The organism is Halalkalibaculum roseum, assembly GCF_011059145.1.
Taxonomy (GTDB): domain Bacteria; phylum Bacteroidota; class Rhodothermia; order Balneolales; family Balneolaceae; genus Halalkalibaculum; species Halalkalibaculum roseum.
The window spans coordinates 677,847-695,203 of sequence record NZ_JAALLT010000003.1 but is presented as its reverse complement, the minus strand read 5'-3'; the positions used below and the strand labels follow the sequence as shown (position 1 = coordinate 695,203).

The following is a 17,357-nucleotide window of genomic DNA, read 5'->3' as shown; positions in this document are numbered from 1 at the left end:
TAAGTTTTCATGATGAATTCCATAACCATAAACGATGTGATAATAAGAACGATTTGTGGGATATTAAGATTGTTAATTACATAACTGAAATAAGAATTAATGTATATAGATTGATATGGGAAAAGCACTCACATTTACAGATGACTCATTTGAAGAAGATGTTTTAAACTCCGATAAGCCGGTACTGGTAGATTTTTGGGCAGAATGGTGCGGCCCATGCCGAATGGTTGGCCCGGTTGTTGATGAACTGGCAGAAGAATTTGAAGGAAAAGCAAGAATCGGCAAGGTTGATGTAGATAATAATCCGGAAATTTCGACCAAGTATGGTATTCGAAGTATTCCTTCTCTCCTGATTTTTAAAAATGGAGAAGTCGTTGACCAGATTGTTGGCGCAGTGCCAAAAGCTCAGCTGAAGAAGCAGCTTGAAGCTCAGATGTCAAATTAGAGCAAGATTATTATAGTACGGACGGTGGGCGATGCGCTCACCGTCTTTTTTTATATATACGGGATGGGTTTTTTTGATTTCTATAACAGGCAATCATAATAACTATATGTAACCTTTCATCACATATAATCACAGCTGGTAATACTGTAATTAACTTTTAACATTTCTTATTACAAAAAATTATTCCCTTACTTAACTAACTTTTAAATTGAGGGGTTATAGTACCAATTTCGATAATCTAAAATCTTAAAATGAGCAGTTCTCTTAAAAAAATAGTGACCGGTGTGGTAATCTTTGTAGCGGTAGTGCTTATTGCCTACCCTAAAGTTAAGCCTCTATTCTCTGAAGGTGAGGAAACGGCATCCCAACAAAACAGTGGTGCGCCGTTATCGGTTGATGCAGTGATGGTTGAACCTACCCGGGTTCAGGATAAAATTTTTAGTACAGGAAGTATACTCGCAAATGAAGAGGTTGAGCTTCGCAGTGAAGTGTCAGGTAAAATTACTGACATTTACCTTGATGAAGGTAAAATGGTTGACAAAAACCAGCTTTTGATCAAAATCAATGACAGTGAACTGCAAGCCCAGCTGCAAAGAGCACAATATCGTCTGAATCTTGCATCGGAACGCGAAAGAAGACAGCAACAACTCCTCGAAAAGGGAGGCATAAGCCAGGAAGATTATGATGCTACCCTTAATGAAGTTAATGTACTGAAATCAGAAGTGCAGCTCATTCGGGCCCAAATAGATAAAACTGAGATCAGGGCACCGTTTAGGGGCAGGGTAGGACTCAAGTACGTAAGTGACGGCAGTTATATATCTCCTACTACACGAATTGCCTCACTACAGAACATCAATCCCGTAAAACTCGATTTTTCAGTGCCCGAAAGATATGTTAACAGGGTACGAGTCGGTGATGATATTTCATTTACCGTACAGGGTACCGAAGGTGCATTTGATGGGGAGATTTATGCGATAGAACCCAAAATTGACTCCCAGACGAGGACACTGCAATTGCGTGCATTAAGTGATAATGATGAGGGACTGCTGGTTCCGGGAGCCTTTGCCGATATTGAATTGATACTGGAAACCATTGATGATGCATTAATGATTCCAACAATTTCTCTCATCCCGGAACTGCAGGGACAGAAAGTATACTTATTTAAAAACGGTTCGGTTGCGGAACAGCGGGTTGAAACAGGTCTGCGAACAGCAGAAAGAGTTCGCATCGTGGATGGCATTCAGCCCGGAGATACGGTTCTGACAACAGGTCTGCTTCAGGTTAGACAGGGCATGCCGGTAAGGATCAACGAAATTCAATCACAATAATCAGCCGAGGTAGACAGCATGAGTTTATCATCTCTTAGTATTCGCAGACCGGTACTTGCTTCGGTGATGTCAATTGTCATCATTCTCTTTGGGATTATTTCGTTTAATTACCTGGGGGTAAGAGAATACCCGGCTGTGGATCCACCGATCATTACTGTAAGTACCTCTTATATCGGTGCTAATGCCGATGTTATCGAGTCCCAGATTACCGAGCCTTTGGAAGAATCTATCAACGGTGTGGCGGGAATACGCACGCTCTCCTCCACCAGTCGCGAAGGCCGGAGTACCATAACTGTGGAATTTGATATTGATCAGGATCTGGAAACAGCGGCAAATGACGTGCGCGACCGTGTTTCACGATCAATAAACAGTCTACCACCCGATGCCGAACCGCCGGTTGTATCGAAAGCAGATGCCGATGCATTTCCAATTGTATTTTTGAATGTAAACAGCGAAAGACGCAATCTCCTTGACCTCACGAATATTGCAGACAATATGTTTAAGGAGCGCCTGCAAACCATTTCCGGAGTGAGCAGCGTACAGATTTGGGGTTCCAAGGAGTATGCCATGCGTCTGTGGATGGATCCGCTCAAGCTGGCTGCCTATGATTTAACTCCCCTTGACGTGCGCAATGCACTCAACCGTGAAAATGTGGAGCTGCCATCCGGTCGTATTGAAGGAAATACCACGGAATTGACGATCCGTACAATGGGCAGATTGACAAATGTCGAAGAATTCAACAACCTGATTATTAAGGAAACAGCTGGTAATACCATCCGTTTCCGAGATATCGGTGAGGCTGAACTTGGAGCACAAAATGAACGCACTATTTTGAAACGCGATGGGGTACCGATGGTTGGAGTCGTCGCGGTTCCGCAGCCGGGTGCCAATCAGCTGGCCATTGCTGAAGAGCTCTTCAACCGTGTAGAAAATATAAAGCGAGACCTACCTCCTGATATTGAGATTGCTACAGGTTTCGACAGTACTGAGTACATAGATGAATCTATTTTGGAAGTACAGCAGACCATTTTCATTGCTTTCTTCCTGGTTATTCTGATCATCTTTCTTTTCCTGAGAGATTGGCGCACTACCATCATCCCGGTTATTGTGATTCCCATAGCCCTGATAGGAGCTTTTTTCGTCATGTACATTGCCGGCTTTTCTATCAATGTACTTACCTTGCTCGCAATCGTGCTGGCTATCGGATTAGTGGTTGATGACGCCATTGTAGTACTGGAAAATATATATGCCAAAATTGAACAGGGGTACAATCCTGTAGAAGCAGGTATTTTAGGTTCCAAAGAAATTTTCTTTGCCGTAGTCGCAACCTCACTTGCCTTGATATCAGTTTTTATGCCCATCCTGTTTATCGGGGGAGTGACCGGAAGATTGTTCCGGGAATTTGGTGTAGTGATTGCGGGTGCGGTCGTGATATCTACCTTTGTGGCGTTGACACTAACGCCCATGCTCTCCTCGAAGTTCTTGAGAAAGGAGCAAAAGCATAGCCGATTCTATTACAAGACCGAACCTTTTTTCAAGCGATTGAATGCCGCTTACAGAAACAGTCTTGAGTCCTTTATGGCAAAGCGCTGGGTGGCATTCATCATCATTTTTGTGGCTGGAGGATTGATTGCCTTATTAGGAGCAACCCTGCCACAGGAAGTAGCACCTATTGAAGATAGAAGCAGTGTACGATTATTTGCCCAGGCACCTGAGGGTGCTTCATTTGAATATATGGATCATTATATGGACAAGCTGGTGGCTACCATTAATGATACCGTGCCGGAAGCTAAAGCTGTCATCTCCGTCACTTCACCCGGTTTCGGGGCCGCGAGTTCCGTAAACTCCGGTTTTGGATTCACCATACTCAAGGATCCGGAAGATCGGGAAAGCGGGCGTTCGCAGCAAGAAATAGCGGATAATCTTTCTGCAGTGGTAAGGGATCTTACGGGAGCCCAGACTTTTGTTTCCCAGCCTCAAAGTATCGGAACCAGAAGCCTTGGTTTGCCGGTACAGTTCGTGCTGCAAGCTCCCAACATTAACAAGCTCAAAGAAGTAATTCCGCCTTTCCTGCAAGCAGCACAGCAAGAGCCGACATTCACGTATGCTGACGTAAACCTTAAGTTCAACCGTCCGGAATTGCGAGTGCAAATCGACCGCAATCGCGCACGTGCCCTCGGTGTTTCAGCCGCGGATATCGCTCAAACGCTGCAACTATCTTTTAGCGGTCAGCGCTTTGGTTTTTTTATCAGAGACGGAAAGCAATACTGGGTAATCGGTCAGGTAGAGCGTGAAGACCGAAACGAACCGGTTGATCTTAAAACCCTCTTCGTAAGGAACAACAGGGGAGAGCTGATTCAGCTGGATAACCTGGTGACAGTTTCAGAAGAAAGCAGTCCGCCACAATTATTTCGTTTTAACAGGTTTGCTTCAGCGACCATCTCTGCAGGACTGGTTCAGGGTAAAACCATCGGTGACGGAATCACGGCTATGGAGCAGATTGCAGATCGTGTTTTGGATCAATCCATCAGCACCAGCCTGAGCGGTCCCTCGCGAGATTTCGAGGAGAGTGCCTCCAGCCTGAACTTTACGCTTATCCTTGCTCTGATACTCATATACCTTGTGCTGGCCGCACAGTTTGAGAGTTTTAGGGATCCATTTATCATCTTATTCACCGTTCCTTTGGCTCTTCTCGGCGCGTTGGTCTCTATCTGGTACTTTGATCTGACGCTGAACATCTTCAGTAAAATCGGCATCATCATGTTGATCGGACTGGTGACCAAAAATGGTATTCTAATTGTTGAATTTGCCAATCAAAGGCAGGAGGCCGGTCTCAGCGTGATGGAAGCTATCAAAGATGCTTCGGTAGCCCGTTTTCGACCCATATTGATGACCAGTCTTTCTACGGTACTTGGAATTTTGCCTATTGCACTCGCGCTTGGTGCCGGTGCAGAAAGCCGCACCTCGATGGGTATCGCGGTAATTGGCGGATTGATAATTGGTACCTTCTTTACTCTGTACGTGATACCTGCGATATATTCATACTTCTCACCGGTCAAATCGGCCGATGACGGTATCGATCCCGAACTGATTCAGAAAACGGAAGAGATGCAACCGGCAAATGTTTAATACTATGATTATACGACCAGCTGTTCTGGGTTCAGTATTACTTCTAATTTTAAGCTCTTCACTTTCTGCGCAGGATACATTGTCTGTAGAGGAGGCTTTGTCCATCGGACTCGAAAACAACTACTCCATACGTATTGCTGGAAATGATGCCGATATAGCAGATAATAACTTTACCCTTGGCAACGCTGGCTTTCTTCCTACGATTACAGCAACCGGTAGCCGCTCATACAGCATTCAGGATAGCAAACAGGAATTCGCGCAGGGGGGAATTCCAAATAATACCACAGAGAACGCAAAGTCTAACACCACCAATGCCAATGCTTCCCTGAACTGGACGATTTTTGACGGACTTCGAATGTTTACCACCTATGAAAGACTGAATGAATTAAAAGCATTAGGGGAGGAGCAATTTCGCCTGACATTAGAAAATACCGTAGCCTCCATTATAGGAGCTTACTACAATATTATTCGACAACAGAAGATTTATGATGTGCTGGAAAGTACCGTTGAAGTTTCTGAACAACGTATTAGTATTGCAGAAACAAGGAAAGATCTGGGATCCGGTTCTGAATACGATCTTTTACAGGCGCGCGCTGACTTGAATGCTGATAAGGCCGCGGTAATAAGGCAGGAGGTACAGTTGAATAGCGCCAAGGTACTGCTCAACGAACTTCTCTCAAGGGATATAGGGACCGAATTTTCCGTTATGCAGTCCATTCCGGTTGAGGAAGATCTTGAATTTAATGACCTATTACAGAAAGCAATGCAGAATAATAAAGGACTAACGGTTGCTCGCATCAACCAACGAGTTGCAGGTCTTGAAATTAAGGAGCTTCAGGGCGAGCGCTTACCAGAAGTGGATTTGAATGCAGGATTTAATTACTCCCGTAATGAATCAGGGGCCGGATTTTTAGAATTAAACCAGTCAGACGGGTTTAACTACGGTGTGACCGCACGTCTTAATATATTTGATGGATTTAACACAGGAAGGCAGATAGAAAATGCTAAGATCCGCCACAAAAATAGCGAATTGGCCTTTGAAGATCAGAAGCTTCAGGTGGAGGCGGGAATGTCGTCGGAGTTCAAAAGTTACTTGAATTCACTTGAACTCGTTAAGCTGGAAAGCGAGAATCTTATCTATGCAGAGCAGTCGCTGGAAATTGCACTTGAACGGTTCAAGCTGGGTACAATAAACTCTATTGAACTCAGGGAAGTGCAGCGTACACTTATCAGCGCCGAGAGCCGCCTCATACAGGCACAGTTTGAAGCAAAGTTGGCGGAAACAGAACTGCAGCGAATCAGCGGAAGCCTAACGCAGAATGTTCAATAAGAGCGATAAGTATTACCACAACTTCATTTGGTAAATAAATCAACCGTAAATTAAACTGTTGCTCTAGTGAAGTTTGAATAGCATTTCCAGCTTGGTACCGTTTTCGTAGAATTGAAGATCATCGGCATACTCCTTGATAAGATAAACACCGCGCCCACCTATATTCATCAAATTTTCTTCTTTAAGGGGGTTGGGAATGTTAGAAGGATCAAAACCTGCACCCTCATCTTTTACGCTGATGTAGAGGGTACCGTTAGTCAGCTTGCTCCGAATGATGACCTGTTTTTCGGGATTCTCCTTGTTCCCATGAACGATAGCATTTGTCACTGCTTCACTGAGTGTGAGCATAATGCGCGCATAGTCTTCATCCTTGAATTCAGCCCAGTCCTGCAGTTCATTTACGTAATCCTCCAGATGTTCCACTTCATCAAACGAGGATTCCAGAACTATTTCTTTAAAGGATGAATTGGTCATAAGCTGAAGTTGTATGCCTGATTCTGAATATAGCTAGATATACTACTTATAATTATTTAAATAAACAGAAAATTATTACGCATAGATTCCCCGCATTCGAAGTGTTGAAGCCACCTTATCAATTCCGAAGACATATGCCGCCTGTCTCAGTGTGATATTGTGATTTTCACTTACTTCAAAGAGATTGTCAAAAGCGTTTCGCATCATTCGGTTAAGACGTCGATTAACGCGCTCTTCCGTCCAAAAATAACCCTGCCTGTCCTGAACCCATTCAAAATAGGAGACTGTTACGCCGCCTGCATTTGCAAGGATATCGGGAATAACCATAATACCTTTATCCTCGAGAATGGAGTCGGCATTTGCAGTTACCGGTCCGTTAGCCCCTTCAGAGATGATACGGGCATTGATTTTTGGAGCATTGTGCTTGCCTATCTGATCTTCTTTAGCTGCCGGAATCAGTACATCACACTCCATCTGCAGCAACTCGTCGTTGGTGATTTTTTCTGCATTTGGGAAACCCTCAAGGGTACCGTTGTTATTTTTGGTATACTCGATTGCCTTGGGGATATCAATACCGTCTTTATTATAATAACCTCCGGTAATATCACTGATGGCAATGATTTTTGCTCCCTGTTCATACATCAATTTTGCTGAGATAGAGCCGACATTACCAAATCCCTGCACGGACACCGTACACTTATTGGGAAGGATACGCAGTTTGTTCAGCGCAGCCAGCGTTACGGTAACTACCCCGCGTCCTGTTGCCTCTTTGCGACCCTGTGAACCACCCAGGATAATAGGTTTACCTGTTACCACAGCAGTTTCTGTTTTGTGGGCATTCATGCTGTAAGTGTCCATAATCCATGCCATGATCTGCTCATCAGTGTTCATGTCCGGTGCGGGAATATCCCGGTCGGGACCGAAAACCTCCAGCATATTTGCTGTATATCTTCTGGTAAGCCTCTCCAGCTCCCCTTTCGAAAGCTCTTTAGGATTGCAACGAACGCCGCCTTTTGCTCCACCAAAAGGTACGTTCACAATAGCACATTTCCATGTCATCCAGGCTGCCAGTGCTTTTACCTCATCAATAGTGACATCGGGCGCGTAACGAATACCGCCTTTAGAGGGACCTAAAACGTTGTCATGAATTACGCGGTATCCTTCAAATACCTGAATATCACCGGAGTCCATTACAACCGGGATAGAGACGATAACCTGTTTGACAGGGCTGGCCAGATACTGGAACATGCCCTCATCCAGCTCGAGTATATCAGCTGCAAAACGGAAACGCTCCATCATGGATTCAAAAGGCGATTCTTCATCTAGCTTTGGGCCCGGTTCCTTATAATAGCCCGTAGTGTACATGTTCTTATTGTATGGCATAAATAAGAGAGTAAATCAGTTTGGAATGTGTAATTTGGGGATTATGAAACGTGCCAATATAAAGAGTTTATTGATGAAATAATCTAATAATTTGCACAGTTTGAGTGCTTCAGTGGCAGGATACGCAATGTACATCATAGAACATTCTAAAAAAGTATCTGCAAACTTATATTAGCATGCTAAAAGTACAAAAAGCTTAACACTAAGTTAACACATGTTTCTAGTGCAATAGCGATTTTACATCACTTGATTTGAGTATCAGACTCTTCAATATAACTAAATGTCAGACAGCGACGCATCCGCAGAATCTGTAAGTTTACTTGAACGCCTTATTCCTGACAGTTTCTATACTGTTTTCAGGGAAGAGCGGACTTTTCTGGCACTATTAGGAGTGTTTTTCTTTGTTGCCGGAGTGTCCTTCCCGAATGCGGAAATAGCAAAATGGGTCGGGTTTGCGCTGGCCGGCTATTCGGCCATTGCCAACGATAGTATACAGACCATAGGCACTTTTATTGCCTCCAACGAAGATAAAAAATGGTGGGTGCTCTGGCTCTTTATAGGCGGCATTTTTCTTGCCACCGTTTCGTACAGCTGGTATGCCTATGATGGGGATGTCAGTTACCAACGCCTGGCATCCAAAGGGTTTTCTGAAGCTCCAGCTTCCTTTACCTTTTTGCAGATAGCAGCGCCCATCTTCCTTCTGATGCTCACCCGGATGAGAATGCCGGTATCCACCACATTTTTACTTTTAAGCTGTTTTGCGGCAGATGCTTCCGCAATAGGCTCAGTGCTTGAGAAAAGCCTTTCCGGTTACCTGGTGGCATTTGTAGCTTCCATTATTGTTTGGATTGTACTTTCAGGGGTCATCAAAAAATTCATTAAAGGGAAGCCACATCCGATGTGGACAGGATTTCAATGGCTTACCAGCGGTTCCCTATGGGCTGTCTGGATCATGCAAGATGCGGCAAATATCGCTGTCTATTTACCACGTTCAATGACCTTCAACCAGTTTGCGGTGTTCGCTCTCTATATATTCTTTGGTCTTGGCATTCTGTTCTACCTGAGGGGAGATAAAATACAGAAGGTGGTAACGGAAAAATCAGATGTTCGAGATATTCGCTCAGCCACCATTATCGATTTTGTATACGCCATCATTCTTTACTACTTCAAAATAAAGAGTCAGATACCGATGAGTACCACCTGGGTATTTATCGGCTTGTTGGCGGGACGGGAAATTGCAATGACCTTTACCGATGCCCGCGGCAAAGGAAAACCATTGAAAAAGAGCCTCAAACTGATTGGTAAAGATGTCGGATATGCCCTGATCGGTCTTGCGGTTTCCATTGCCCTTGCGGTAGCCATCAATCCGGAAATTGATGACGAGATATTAAATTATTTCCTTGGATAATCAACGTTGAACGATTTTAAAGGCGTTTGAATTAAGTTTCAGACGCCTTTTTTATTGCATTAATGTCCATTAAAGAGTTGATTCTACAATTTAAATACCCTTAATTAAGCTTTAATATTACGTCGTCTGTGTTCGACTTATACTCTCATTGCTTTCAAACGAACATTAATTAAGCTATGAATGCCAGTGTACTAGTCTTAAATCAAGATTATCAGCCCTTGAGTGTTTGCTCAGTACACCGATCTGTAAAGCTTCTTTTCATGGATAAGGCTGAGATGCTGCATGACTATCCAGATAAGAAGATCAGGACGGTATCGGATGAGTTTTCCTATCCTTCGGTAATTCGATTACGCCGTTACATCAATATTCCCTACAACAGAATTGTTCTTTCGCGCCGAAACGTAATGAAGCGCGATAATAACACCTGCCAGTATTGCGGTAGAAAGAAAAATCTTACCATTGATCACGTATTGCCGAGAAGCAGGGGCGGTATGGATACTTGGGAAAACTTGGTAACTGCCTGCGATAACTGCAATGTTCGAAAAGGTAACCGAACCCCTGATGAGGCTGAAATGCCCTTAAAACAGAAACCCTTCCGTCCCATTCACATTACCTTCCTGCAATCCATATTAGGAGGAGTGGAAGACGACTGGAAGCCCTACCTTTATATGTGATGCTGATTTTATCGGTGATCTGCCAAGAGTTGTTAATTCATTGAGCGGAAGATCTTCAAACACCGGCTGACTCGTTCTTATCTTTGAATTGTGGCTTTCTTATACTTCACACGATTTACATAAAAAAGCATTATTTTATTTGTTTGAATAAAAGTTGAATAAACAGTTACGCAATTCATGAGCAGCAAAGGCAGAGTACTGGTCGCTATGAGCGGAGGGGTGGACTCTTCGGTCGCAGCAGTCATGCTCAAAGAAAAAGGTTATGAAGTTATCGGAATTACCATGAAAACATGGGACTACTCCCGTGTAGGCGGTAAATCCGATAAGGAGACAGGATGCTGCACACTGGAGTCTATGAATGATGCCCGTCAGATTGCGGTAAAACACGGCTTCAAGCACTTTATCGTTGACATCCGTGATGAATTCGGCGGATGGGTAATCGATCGGTTTGTGGAAGATTATATGACCGGACACACGCCCAATCCCTGTGTATTATGCAATACCCACATCAAATGGGCTGCATTGCTGAAAAGAGCCGATAACCTGGGTTGTGACTATATTGCAACAGGGCATTACGCCAATGTCCGTGAAGAGAATGGGCGTCATGTGATCAGTCGTGGACTGGATCCCAGTAAAGACCAGTCTTATGCTTTATGGGGCGTTAAACAAAAGCATCTGGCCCGAACTATATTTCCGCTTGGAGAATACGAAAAAACGGAAATCAGGCAGATGGCCGAAGATTTCGGGCTGACAAAAGTGGCTACCAAACCAGACTCCTATGAAATTTGCTTTGTCCCTGATGATGACTATCGTCGTTTTCTCAAGGACCGCGTTGAAGGTCTTGAAGAAAAGGTTTCAGGTGGCAAAATTGTCGATCAGGAAGGAAATGTTGTCGGTGAACATGAAGGTTATCCTTTCTATACCATCGGCCAACGCCGCGGACTGGATCTGGCAATGGGGATACCGGTTTATGTAACAGATATAAATCCGGAGACCAATGTCATCACCATAGGTGAAAAGAAAGATCTAATCAGTACTACTTGTAAGGCCAGGGAAATCAACCTGATTAAATACGACCGTATCCCTGAAAAGGAGATGGAGATCACCGGTGCGATACGGTACAATGATGCAGGTACAATCGGTTATGTCACTCAAACCGACGAAGACGAAATAGAAGTCACTTTCCCGACAGGCCGGGAAGCTATCACGCCCGGGCAGGCTGTAGTCTGTTACGAAGGCAATGATGTTGTTGCCGGCGGCTGGATCAAAAAAGTGAACGTTGATATGGAGACATTAAAAGCCGTATAATTAAATTCTATTTTCGCCGTTACTTTTATAAGATTGAATCCCGCTCAATTGGGCGGGATTTTTAATTTAGTGAAACATCCGGGCAGCTAAATGAGTACAACATAATCGGAAATCCAGAATTAATATTTAAGAAACGTCATGAAAAAACAGTCTTCGCTATTTTTCACTTTACTCTTGCTCTTCTTAACAACCGAATATGCTCATGCCCAGTTTGAAGGTAAAGTTGTCTACAACAGCTATGAATTAAAGTCAGGCGAGAAAATAAATAATGATCGCTTTACCATGTTTGTGACTCCGGATCGCATACTGCTTCAGGGTGACAACAGCTACGATTTCATGGGCAATATCCGGACAGAGGGTGTACTTGTCAGGTTGGACTTTGAAGACTTTGTATTTCTAACCGGTAAAGATAAGGCCTTAAAAATTTCGAAAATGGATATCACCTCGATGATGAATCTGTTTGGTGGGAGTTCCGGCAACCAGAGAGAAAACGATACGGATATCAACTATAAAAGAACCGGAGAAAGGGAAACCATCAATGGGTTCGATAGCGAAAAATTTATCTTTTCTGATGAAGAGCACAAAGGAGATTATGTTTCGGTATGGATGACCCAGGATTTACAGTTCAATTGGGGAATGCTTGCCGAGCCATGGGGTGATGATGTTGAAGGAATGATCAGCGGTGATTTTCCGATATCTCTTATTTTTGAAGAGGGCTATTTCCCTTTACGAATTGAGTCTTACCAGGATGGTGAATTAAAGACCGTTACCGAAGCAGATGAGATTAACGAATCTAGTATCGCCAAGGCGATGGTACAGATTCCATCAGGTGTAAGTGTGCTGAGTCTTCAGAACTATCTTTTCCAGCAGCTGAGTGAACAGTAGTATTTATCTTGATTTCAGCCAAGCCGACGCTGGGTGCTAATTTTTTCTAAAAATTCGGTCAGTTGTTAATTCGATTCCCCATCAGGTACATGTCGCCGGTAGGTTGCGGCATACCGCCCTTGGGTTCCATAGTAATGGCGAAAGCATCTGCCGATTGCTCGGGACCGTCCATCTCTTCAATTTTAAAGAACGAATCCTTGGCGGGGTCATTCACCGCAAATACACCGGCGCTCACCGGTTTGTTATTTTTAATTATCCAGAGCTGGTAGTCCTTATCAGAGGGCACCGCAGGTAGGTTTGAGACCTGCAGCAGGGCTCTATTGGACTCGGCGTCCCAAATCACTTTTCCGTATCCGTTTGGATTAGCCTCCATACCGGACATCAATATGAGATCTACCTCACGTGATTCAAGAATAGAGAGAAGTTCTTCCTTCTGTTCGATTTCGTTTTGCAGTTCAGAGATTGTAGCTTGCTGTTCCTGAATGACTTCTTCCTGGCTTGAAATTTCAAAGCTTAAGTTGAAGGAGTAGAAAACCAGACTAAGTGTTACCAGCAGAAGAGCAAATGAGGCTGCAATAGCTAAAGTTGCTCGATCAAAACCATCCGCTTCTTCTTCCTCTTGAGGTATGCTCGATATACTCTCTTTGTCATTCCCACCTGACCCGTTTCGCACTTGTGAAAGAATTCTCTCCCTGACTACCTCCGGTGCCTCGGTCTCTTCTATACTGAAGGCTATTTGATTTGCCGCTGACCTCATCCGTTGATACAGCTTACGCTCTTCTTCAGAGGCACTATCCAGTAATTTTTCAAATTCCTCGCGCTCATCAGGCTCCAGTGCATCGAGCACATAACCTGCACAGAGCTCTTCAAAATGTTGCTTATTTGTCTCTTCGTCAGTCATTGTATGAAATATATTCGCCTAGTAAATCTTTAAGCTTTATCATTCCCTGTCTCATTCGGGTCTTGACAGTCCCCAGAGGGATATCGAGCTGTTCGGAAATCTCTCTCTGTGTTAAGCCTTCATAGTATGCAATTTTAAGTACTTCGCTCTGACTTTCGGGTATTTCACTCAGGGCCTTTTTGACCAGTTCGGTACGGTCAGAATATATGGTAGTCTTTAAGGGATCGTACTTATTTCCTTCCAGGAAAAAATCAGGTGCATCGACATCTTGTGTTGCTTTTTTCTGAGTCTTGTAATCTTTCGAGCGAATGCGGTCAATGGCCTTGTTCCGTGTCAATGTGACCAGCCAGCTGTAGACATTTCCGCGTTCCTCATTGAAAGTGGGAGCTTTCTCCCAGATTGTGACGAAAACCTCCTGCAAAACATCTTCTGCCTCTTCTTTTTTCTTCACAACGGATATGATCATGCTAAAAAGTAAACCGTTATAAAGTTCATACAGCTCAGCCATGGCTTTTTCGTCCCGGGCCTTAATGCGCCTGAGTATTTCAACTTCCTCATCAGCATCTGAATGATCTGTTTTGCCGAAAGCTGCTAATATGGTGAAAATGATCACGCCGGGTACACCTATAGCTAATACGTATTAAATGGTTGCTCAGATTGAATCCAATAAAACAAATTTGGTCATTTCTTGAAAATCTGCTAGCCTTGTGTCAATAAAATACCATTTAAACCTAATTTAATCTCTTCAGATTTGCCCTGGTTACTAAGAATGACACTGTTGGTTTCAGGTATTATGGCGATTGCCCACTTATACCTGGCTTGGCGGCTCACCCAATCGGCACGTTTTCTGTCGAAGCGTACCATCGTTCGCTGGCTTCCATTTATTGTTCTGTTGACATTTTACTGTCTCCCGATTACCGGTTTGATTACATACGGTATACAGGGACGACTGGATTTACTGGAAATTCCCAAACCTATTACCTACTGGTTCTGGTTTGGATTTGCCGCGAGCTATCAACTGTTGACTTGGATCATAGTACTAGACATTATTAAAGTCGGTGCTCACTTTTTGCAATATGGAGATCCGCAAAATCGTAACCGACTTTACAGTAAAGTAGTATGGATAACTGTGCTCTTAGTTTTGGTATTTAGCAGCATTAAGATGTATCTCAATACTACACAAATCGATACGCAGCAGGTTGAGCTTACTATTGAGAATTTACCGCGAGATTTGCAGGGTCTACGCATAGTTCATATCTCAGATATTCAGGGAGACCAGTATACCGGTAGGGAAGAAATTGCGGCTTACATAGACAAGGTAAATGCCCAGGACCCTGATATTGTCATCTTTACCGGAGATTTAATTTCCTACGGAACCGACTATATTGAAATGTCGGCTGAAGAGTTTGCCAAGGTTAAGGCTACGTACGGCGCTTATGCAGTAGTCGGTGACCATGACTATTGGGCAGACCTCTCTAATGTTGAACCTGCCTTAGAGTCGAAAGGAATACCACTTCTGCGTGACGAAAACCGAATCATTAATGTAGGGAAGGTTAAAGTGCTTCTGACGGGTATTACCCAGGTCTATAGCAAAAGAGCAGATCCGGAAAAAGTAAGACAGTTGACAGCGGATTCTGTGAGAGTAAATATGAAGATACTTGCGGCACACCAGGTTTCTGACCAAATCTTGAATGAGGCCAGGAATAATAACTATCATCTCTATCTGGCCGGCCATACGCATGGAGGTCAGGTGAGAGTACCACTATTTGGAATGACCTTTTCCGCTTCCGAGATGGAAACCGAATATGTCAGCGGTACTTATAAGAGGGGAGATCTGCTGCTTAACATTAACAATGGACTTGGATTCACACTTGCACCGGTTCGCTATAATGCCCCTCCGGCTATTACTGTAATTGAGCTGAATTAAAGAGTTTGGGTGAAAAATTCGAAACGTATTTATTTTTGAACTTAGAGTTTCGAAAAATTATACCCTGAAAAAACCATCAGATTTTTAACAGATTCATCACTTTTCGGGGATCTTGTGTAGGCATTTCGCAGCTGTAATTGCGGCATACGTAAGCGGCGGTTTTGTCGTCAACCATTCTCTGTTCCTTGACGTAGGGGGCGAGATCACGAATCTTTGAGTCACCGGGTTCATGCAGGAGAATCACTTTGTTGGGTATAAAATTGGACTGCACTCTGTTTAGCATATCCTGTGTTGCCTTATCATCCCGCTCGCCTGCAATCACAATTTCATATGATTCTGTTAATGCGAAATAAACACCTTGCAAAAATTGTCCAAAACCTGTGGGAGCCCGTTTTACCTGGGAGGAATACAAGCGCATTAATTCATCCGCTTTTGTCTCTAAGTCTACATCAGCTGTCATGCGACCGATTCTAAGTAAATTGGAAAGAGCAACCGAGTTGCCCGATGGAATGGCCCCATCATATACCTCTTTCTTGCGCCCCAGTAACTCTTCGCTCTCCTCATCGGTAAAGTAAAAACCGCCTTGCTTGCCATCCCAAAAGCGGTCGATAAAAATATTATTTAATTCCACAGCATCTTCAAGGTAGTCGGTATTGAAGGTTGCCTCATAGAGTTCCAGCAGACCCCAAATCAGAAATGCATAATCATCGGTGTGAGCACGGATGGCTGATTCTCCTTCGCGAAAACGGTGGAGCAGCGTGCCATCCTCCCGGATAAGAGTATCTTTGATGAAGCTGTAGGCTTTTTCAGCTGCTTCTATGCTTGTATGATCATTAAAGACCTTTCCCGCTTTAGCTAAAGCGGCGATCATCAGACCATTCCAATCGGTTAGTATCTTATCGTCGAGCAGAGGACGCTGCCGCTGCTCTCTTCGATGGTAAAGAATTTCCCTGATCTCATTGATCTTCTTCTTAAGCTTTTCAGCAGACATGTTACGTTCTTCCGCAAGATTCTCAAGGGGTTTTGTGAGATGAAGAATATTCGTTCCGGTTCGTCGTCCGCTGGCCTCATCAGCATAATTTCCTTCTTCGGTCATGTTGAAAACCTCTATAGCCAGTTCGGCTTCAGGGGTAGGTAAGGCTTCTCGAATTTCATCCATACTCCACACATAGAACTTTCCTTCTTCCCCCTCACTGTCGGCATCTTCAGCCGAATAGAAAGCTCCCTCACTATGCTGCATATCCCGCAAGACATATGCAATGGTTTTATCTGCTGTTTCTTTGAATCTGTTATTCCCGGTTGCCTGCCATGCTTCTGTGTAAGCAAGGGTTAGCATGGCCTGGTCGTACAGCATCTTTTCAAAATGAGGCACAAGCCAGTCGGCATCTGTAGAATACCTGTGAAATCCGAATCCTACCTGGTCAAACAGGCCACCTTTTTGCATGGCATCCAAGGTAGTTGTTACCATCCTTAAGGCACTTTCTTCTCCCGAATGTCGCCAGTAACGAAGTAGATACATCAGGTTATGCGGGCTGGGAAACTTAGGAGCACTTCCAAATCCGCCTTTTTTACTATCATATTGCTGAGAGTAGGTTTGAAATGCTTCTTCAAGTATCTCTGTAGTTAGTGCCTCCCCGCGTTCCTGCCTGTTTGACTTTTGGAAAGCCTGAATAATCTCTTCAGCGGAGTTATTAACTTTTTGCCGTTCATTATTCCATAAACCATTGATACGTGGAATGAGCTCACGCATGCCCGGCCTTCCATACCTGCCTTCTTTGGGGATGTAGGTGGCAGCATAGAACGGCTTTTTTTCAGGAGTCATAAGGATAGTCAGAGGCCAGCCCCCGCTTCCGGTCAGCATCTGGCATACCGTCATGTATGTATTGTCTATATCAGGGCGCTCTTCCCGGTCAACTTTAATATTCACAAAAGCCCGGTTCATCATTTCAGCTATACCCTTATCTTCAAATGACTCGTGAGCCATCACATGACACCAATGACACGTTGCATATCCAATGGAGAGAAATATCGGCTTGTCTTCTTCTTTTGCTTTTTTGAAGGCTTCTTCTCCCCACGGGTACCAGTCGACAGGGTTATGGGCATGCTGCAGGAGGTAAGGACTCTTCTCTTTTGTCAACCTATTCTGCTCGGAAGAATCAGTCATA

General features: G+C 43.9%; 14 protein-coding genes. 9 read left to right on the top strand and 5 right to left on the bottom strand.

Annotated elements, in window-relative coordinates; translation table 11 throughout:
* The first annotated feature begins 115 nt into the window (after positions 1 to 115).
* The 4 genes from trxA to G3570_RS11455 all read left to right on the top strand — a co-directional run bounded on the left by trxA (position 116) and on the right by G3570_RS11455 (position 6,232).
* Positions 116 to 445 carry a thioredoxin TrxA gene (trxA, locus tag G3570_RS11470; RefSeq protein ID WP_165142400.1) on the top strand — a complete coding sequence of 110 codons (330 nt, stop codon included), beginning with the start codon at positions 116 to 118 and terminating at the stop codon, positions 443 to 445.
* 251 nt (positions 446 to 696) lie between these two features.
* Positions 697 to 1,773, top strand: a complete 1,077-nt coding sequence (locus G3570_RS11465) for an efflux RND transporter periplasmic adaptor subunit (RefSeq protein WP_165142398.1) — start codon at positions 697 to 699, stop codon at positions 1,771 to 1,773.
* Positions 1,774 to 1,791: 18 nt separating this feature from the next.
* On the top strand, positions 1,792 to 4,902 hold the full coding sequence (locus G3570_RS11460) for an efflux RND transporter permease subunit (RefSeq protein WP_165142396.1): 3,111 nt from the start codon (positions 1,792 to 1,794) through the stop codon (positions 4,900 to 4,902).
* A 4-nt stretch (positions 4,903 to 4,906) separates the two neighbouring features.
* Positions 4,907 to 6,232, top strand: a complete 1,326-nt coding sequence (locus G3570_RS11455) for a TolC family protein (RefSeq protein ID WP_165142394.1) — start codon at positions 4,907 to 4,909, stop codon at positions 6,230 to 6,232.
* A 63-nt stretch (positions 6,233 to 6,295) separates the two neighbouring features.
* Here the strand turns inward: G3570_RS11455 and G3570_RS11450 are convergent, their stop codons facing one another.
* A complete protein-coding gene (locus G3570_RS11450) occupies positions 6,296 to 6,706 on the bottom strand; it encodes an ATP-binding protein (protein ID WP_165142392.1) in 411 nt (136 codons plus the stop codon).
* Between the two features lie 75 nt (positions 6,707 to 6,781).
* Positions 6,782 to 8,089: a Glu/Leu/Phe/Val family dehydrogenase gene (locus tag G3570_RS11445; protein WP_165142390.1), complete on the bottom strand. Its 1,308-nt coding sequence runs from the start codon at positions 8,087 to 8,089 to the stop codon at positions 6,782 to 6,784.
* A 280-nt stretch (positions 8,090 to 8,369) separates the two neighbouring features.
* Here G3570_RS11445 and G3570_RS11440 point away from each other — a divergent pair, with 280 nt between their 5' ends.
* The 4 genes from G3570_RS11440 to G3570_RS11425 all read left to right on the top strand — a co-directional run bounded on the left by G3570_RS11440 (position 8,370) and on the right by G3570_RS11425 (position 12,364).
* On the top strand, positions 8,370 to 9,497 hold the full coding sequence (locus G3570_RS11440) for a hypothetical protein (RefSeq protein ID WP_165142388.1): 1,128 nt from the start codon (positions 8,370 to 8,372) through the stop codon (positions 9,495 to 9,497).
* A 176-nt stretch (positions 9,498 to 9,673) separates the two neighbouring features.
* Positions 9,674 to 10,171, top strand: coding sequence for an HNH endonuclease (locus G3570_RS11435; protein ID WP_165142386.1), 498 nt, complete (start codon positions 9,674 to 9,676; stop codon positions 10,169 to 10,171).
* Positions 10,172 to 10,348: 177 nt separating this feature from the next.
* The gene (gene mnmA / locus G3570_RS11430; protein WP_165142384.1) at positions 10,349 to 11,479 is read left to right on the top strand and encodes a tRNA 2-thiouridine(34) synthase MnmA; all 1,131 of its coding nucleotides are present in this window, start codon (positions 10,349 to 10,351) and stop codon (positions 11,477 to 11,479) included.
* A 138-nt stretch (positions 11,480 to 11,617) separates the two neighbouring features.
* A complete protein-coding gene (locus G3570_RS11425) occupies positions 11,618 to 12,364 on the top strand; it encodes a DUF4412 domain-containing protein (protein WP_165142382.1) in 747 nt (248 codons plus the stop codon).
* A 58-nt stretch (positions 12,365 to 12,422) separates the two neighbouring features.
* Here the strand turns inward: G3570_RS11425 and G3570_RS11420 are convergent, their stop codons facing one another.
* Complete coding sequence (locus G3570_RS11420; RefSeq protein WP_165142380.1) at positions 12,423 to 13,265, bottom strand: anti-sigma factor; 843 nt, start codon at positions 13,263 to 13,265, stop codon at positions 12,423 to 12,425.
* On the bottom strand, positions 13,258 to 13,878 hold the full coding sequence (locus G3570_RS11415) for a sigma-70 family RNA polymerase sigma factor (protein ID WP_346267276.1): 621 nt from the start codon (positions 13,876 to 13,878) through the stop codon (positions 13,258 to 13,260). Before G3570_RS11415 ends, G3570_RS11420 begins: the two co-directional genes overlap by 8 nt.
* A gap of 156 nt (positions 13,879 to 14,034) precedes the next feature.
* Between G3570_RS11415 and G3570_RS11410 the strand changes: the two genes are divergently transcribed.
* Complete coding sequence (locus G3570_RS11410) at positions 14,035 to 15,192, top strand: metallophosphoesterase (RefSeq protein ID WP_249067000.1); 1,158 nt, start codon at positions 14,035 to 14,037, stop codon at positions 15,190 to 15,192.
* Between the two features lie 76 nt (positions 15,193 to 15,268).
* Here the strand turns inward: G3570_RS11410 and G3570_RS11405 are convergent, their stop codons facing one another.
* On the bottom strand, positions 15,269 to 17,356 hold the full coding sequence (locus G3570_RS11405; protein ID WP_165142376.1) for a thioredoxin domain-containing protein: 2,088 nt from the start codon (positions 17,354 to 17,356) through the stop codon (positions 15,269 to 15,271).
* Position 17,357 lies beyond the last annotated feature (1 nt).

Bases quoted from the DNA above. Each gene is read 5' to 3' on its own strand.
- trxA (WP_165142400.1), top strand. From the start codon at position 116: ATGGGAAAAGCACTCACATTTACAGATGACTCATTTGAAGAAGATGTT.
- G3570_RS11465 (WP_165142398.1), top strand. From the start codon at position 697: ATGAGCAGTTCTCTTAAAAAAATAGTGACCGGTGTGGTAATCTTTGTA.
- G3570_RS11460 (WP_165142396.1), top strand. From the start codon at position 1,792: ATGAGTTTATCATCTCTTAGTATTCGCAGACCGGTACTTGCTTCGGTG.
- G3570_RS11455 (WP_165142394.1), top strand. From the start codon at position 4,907: ATGATTATACGACCAGCTGTTCTGGGTTCAGTATTACTTCTAATTTTA.
- G3570_RS11450 (WP_165142392.1), bottom strand. From the start codon at position 6,706: ATGACCAATTCATCCTTTAAAGAAATAGTTCTGGAATCCTCGTTTGAT.
- G3570_RS11445 (WP_165142390.1), bottom strand. From the start codon at position 8,089: ATGCCATACAATAAGAACATGTACACTACGGGCTATTATAAGGAACCG.
- G3570_RS11440 (WP_165142388.1), top strand. From the start codon at position 8,370: ATGTCAGACAGCGACGCATCCGCAGAATCTGTAAGTTTACTTGAACGC.
- G3570_RS11435 (WP_165142386.1), top strand. From the start codon at position 9,674: ATGAATGCCAGTGTACTAGTCTTAAATCAAGATTATCAGCCCTTGAGT.
- mnmA (WP_165142384.1), top strand. From the start codon at position 10,349: ATGAGCAGCAAAGGCAGAGTACTGGTCGCTATGAGCGGAGGGGTGGAC.
- G3570_RS11425 (WP_165142382.1), top strand. From the start codon at position 11,618: ATGAAAAAACAGTCTTCGCTATTTTTCACTTTACTCTTGCTCTTCTTA.
- G3570_RS11420 (WP_165142380.1), bottom strand. From the start codon at position 13,265: ATGACTGACGAAGAGACAAATAAGCAACATTTTGAAGAGCTCTGTGCA.
- G3570_RS11410 (WP_249067000.1), top strand. From the start codon at position 14,035: ATGACACTGTTGGTTTCAGGTATTATGGCGATTGCCCACTTATACCTG.
- G3570_RS11405 (WP_165142376.1), bottom strand. From the start codon at position 17,356: ATGACTGATTCTTCCGAGCAGAATAGGTTGACAAAAGAGAAGAGTCCT.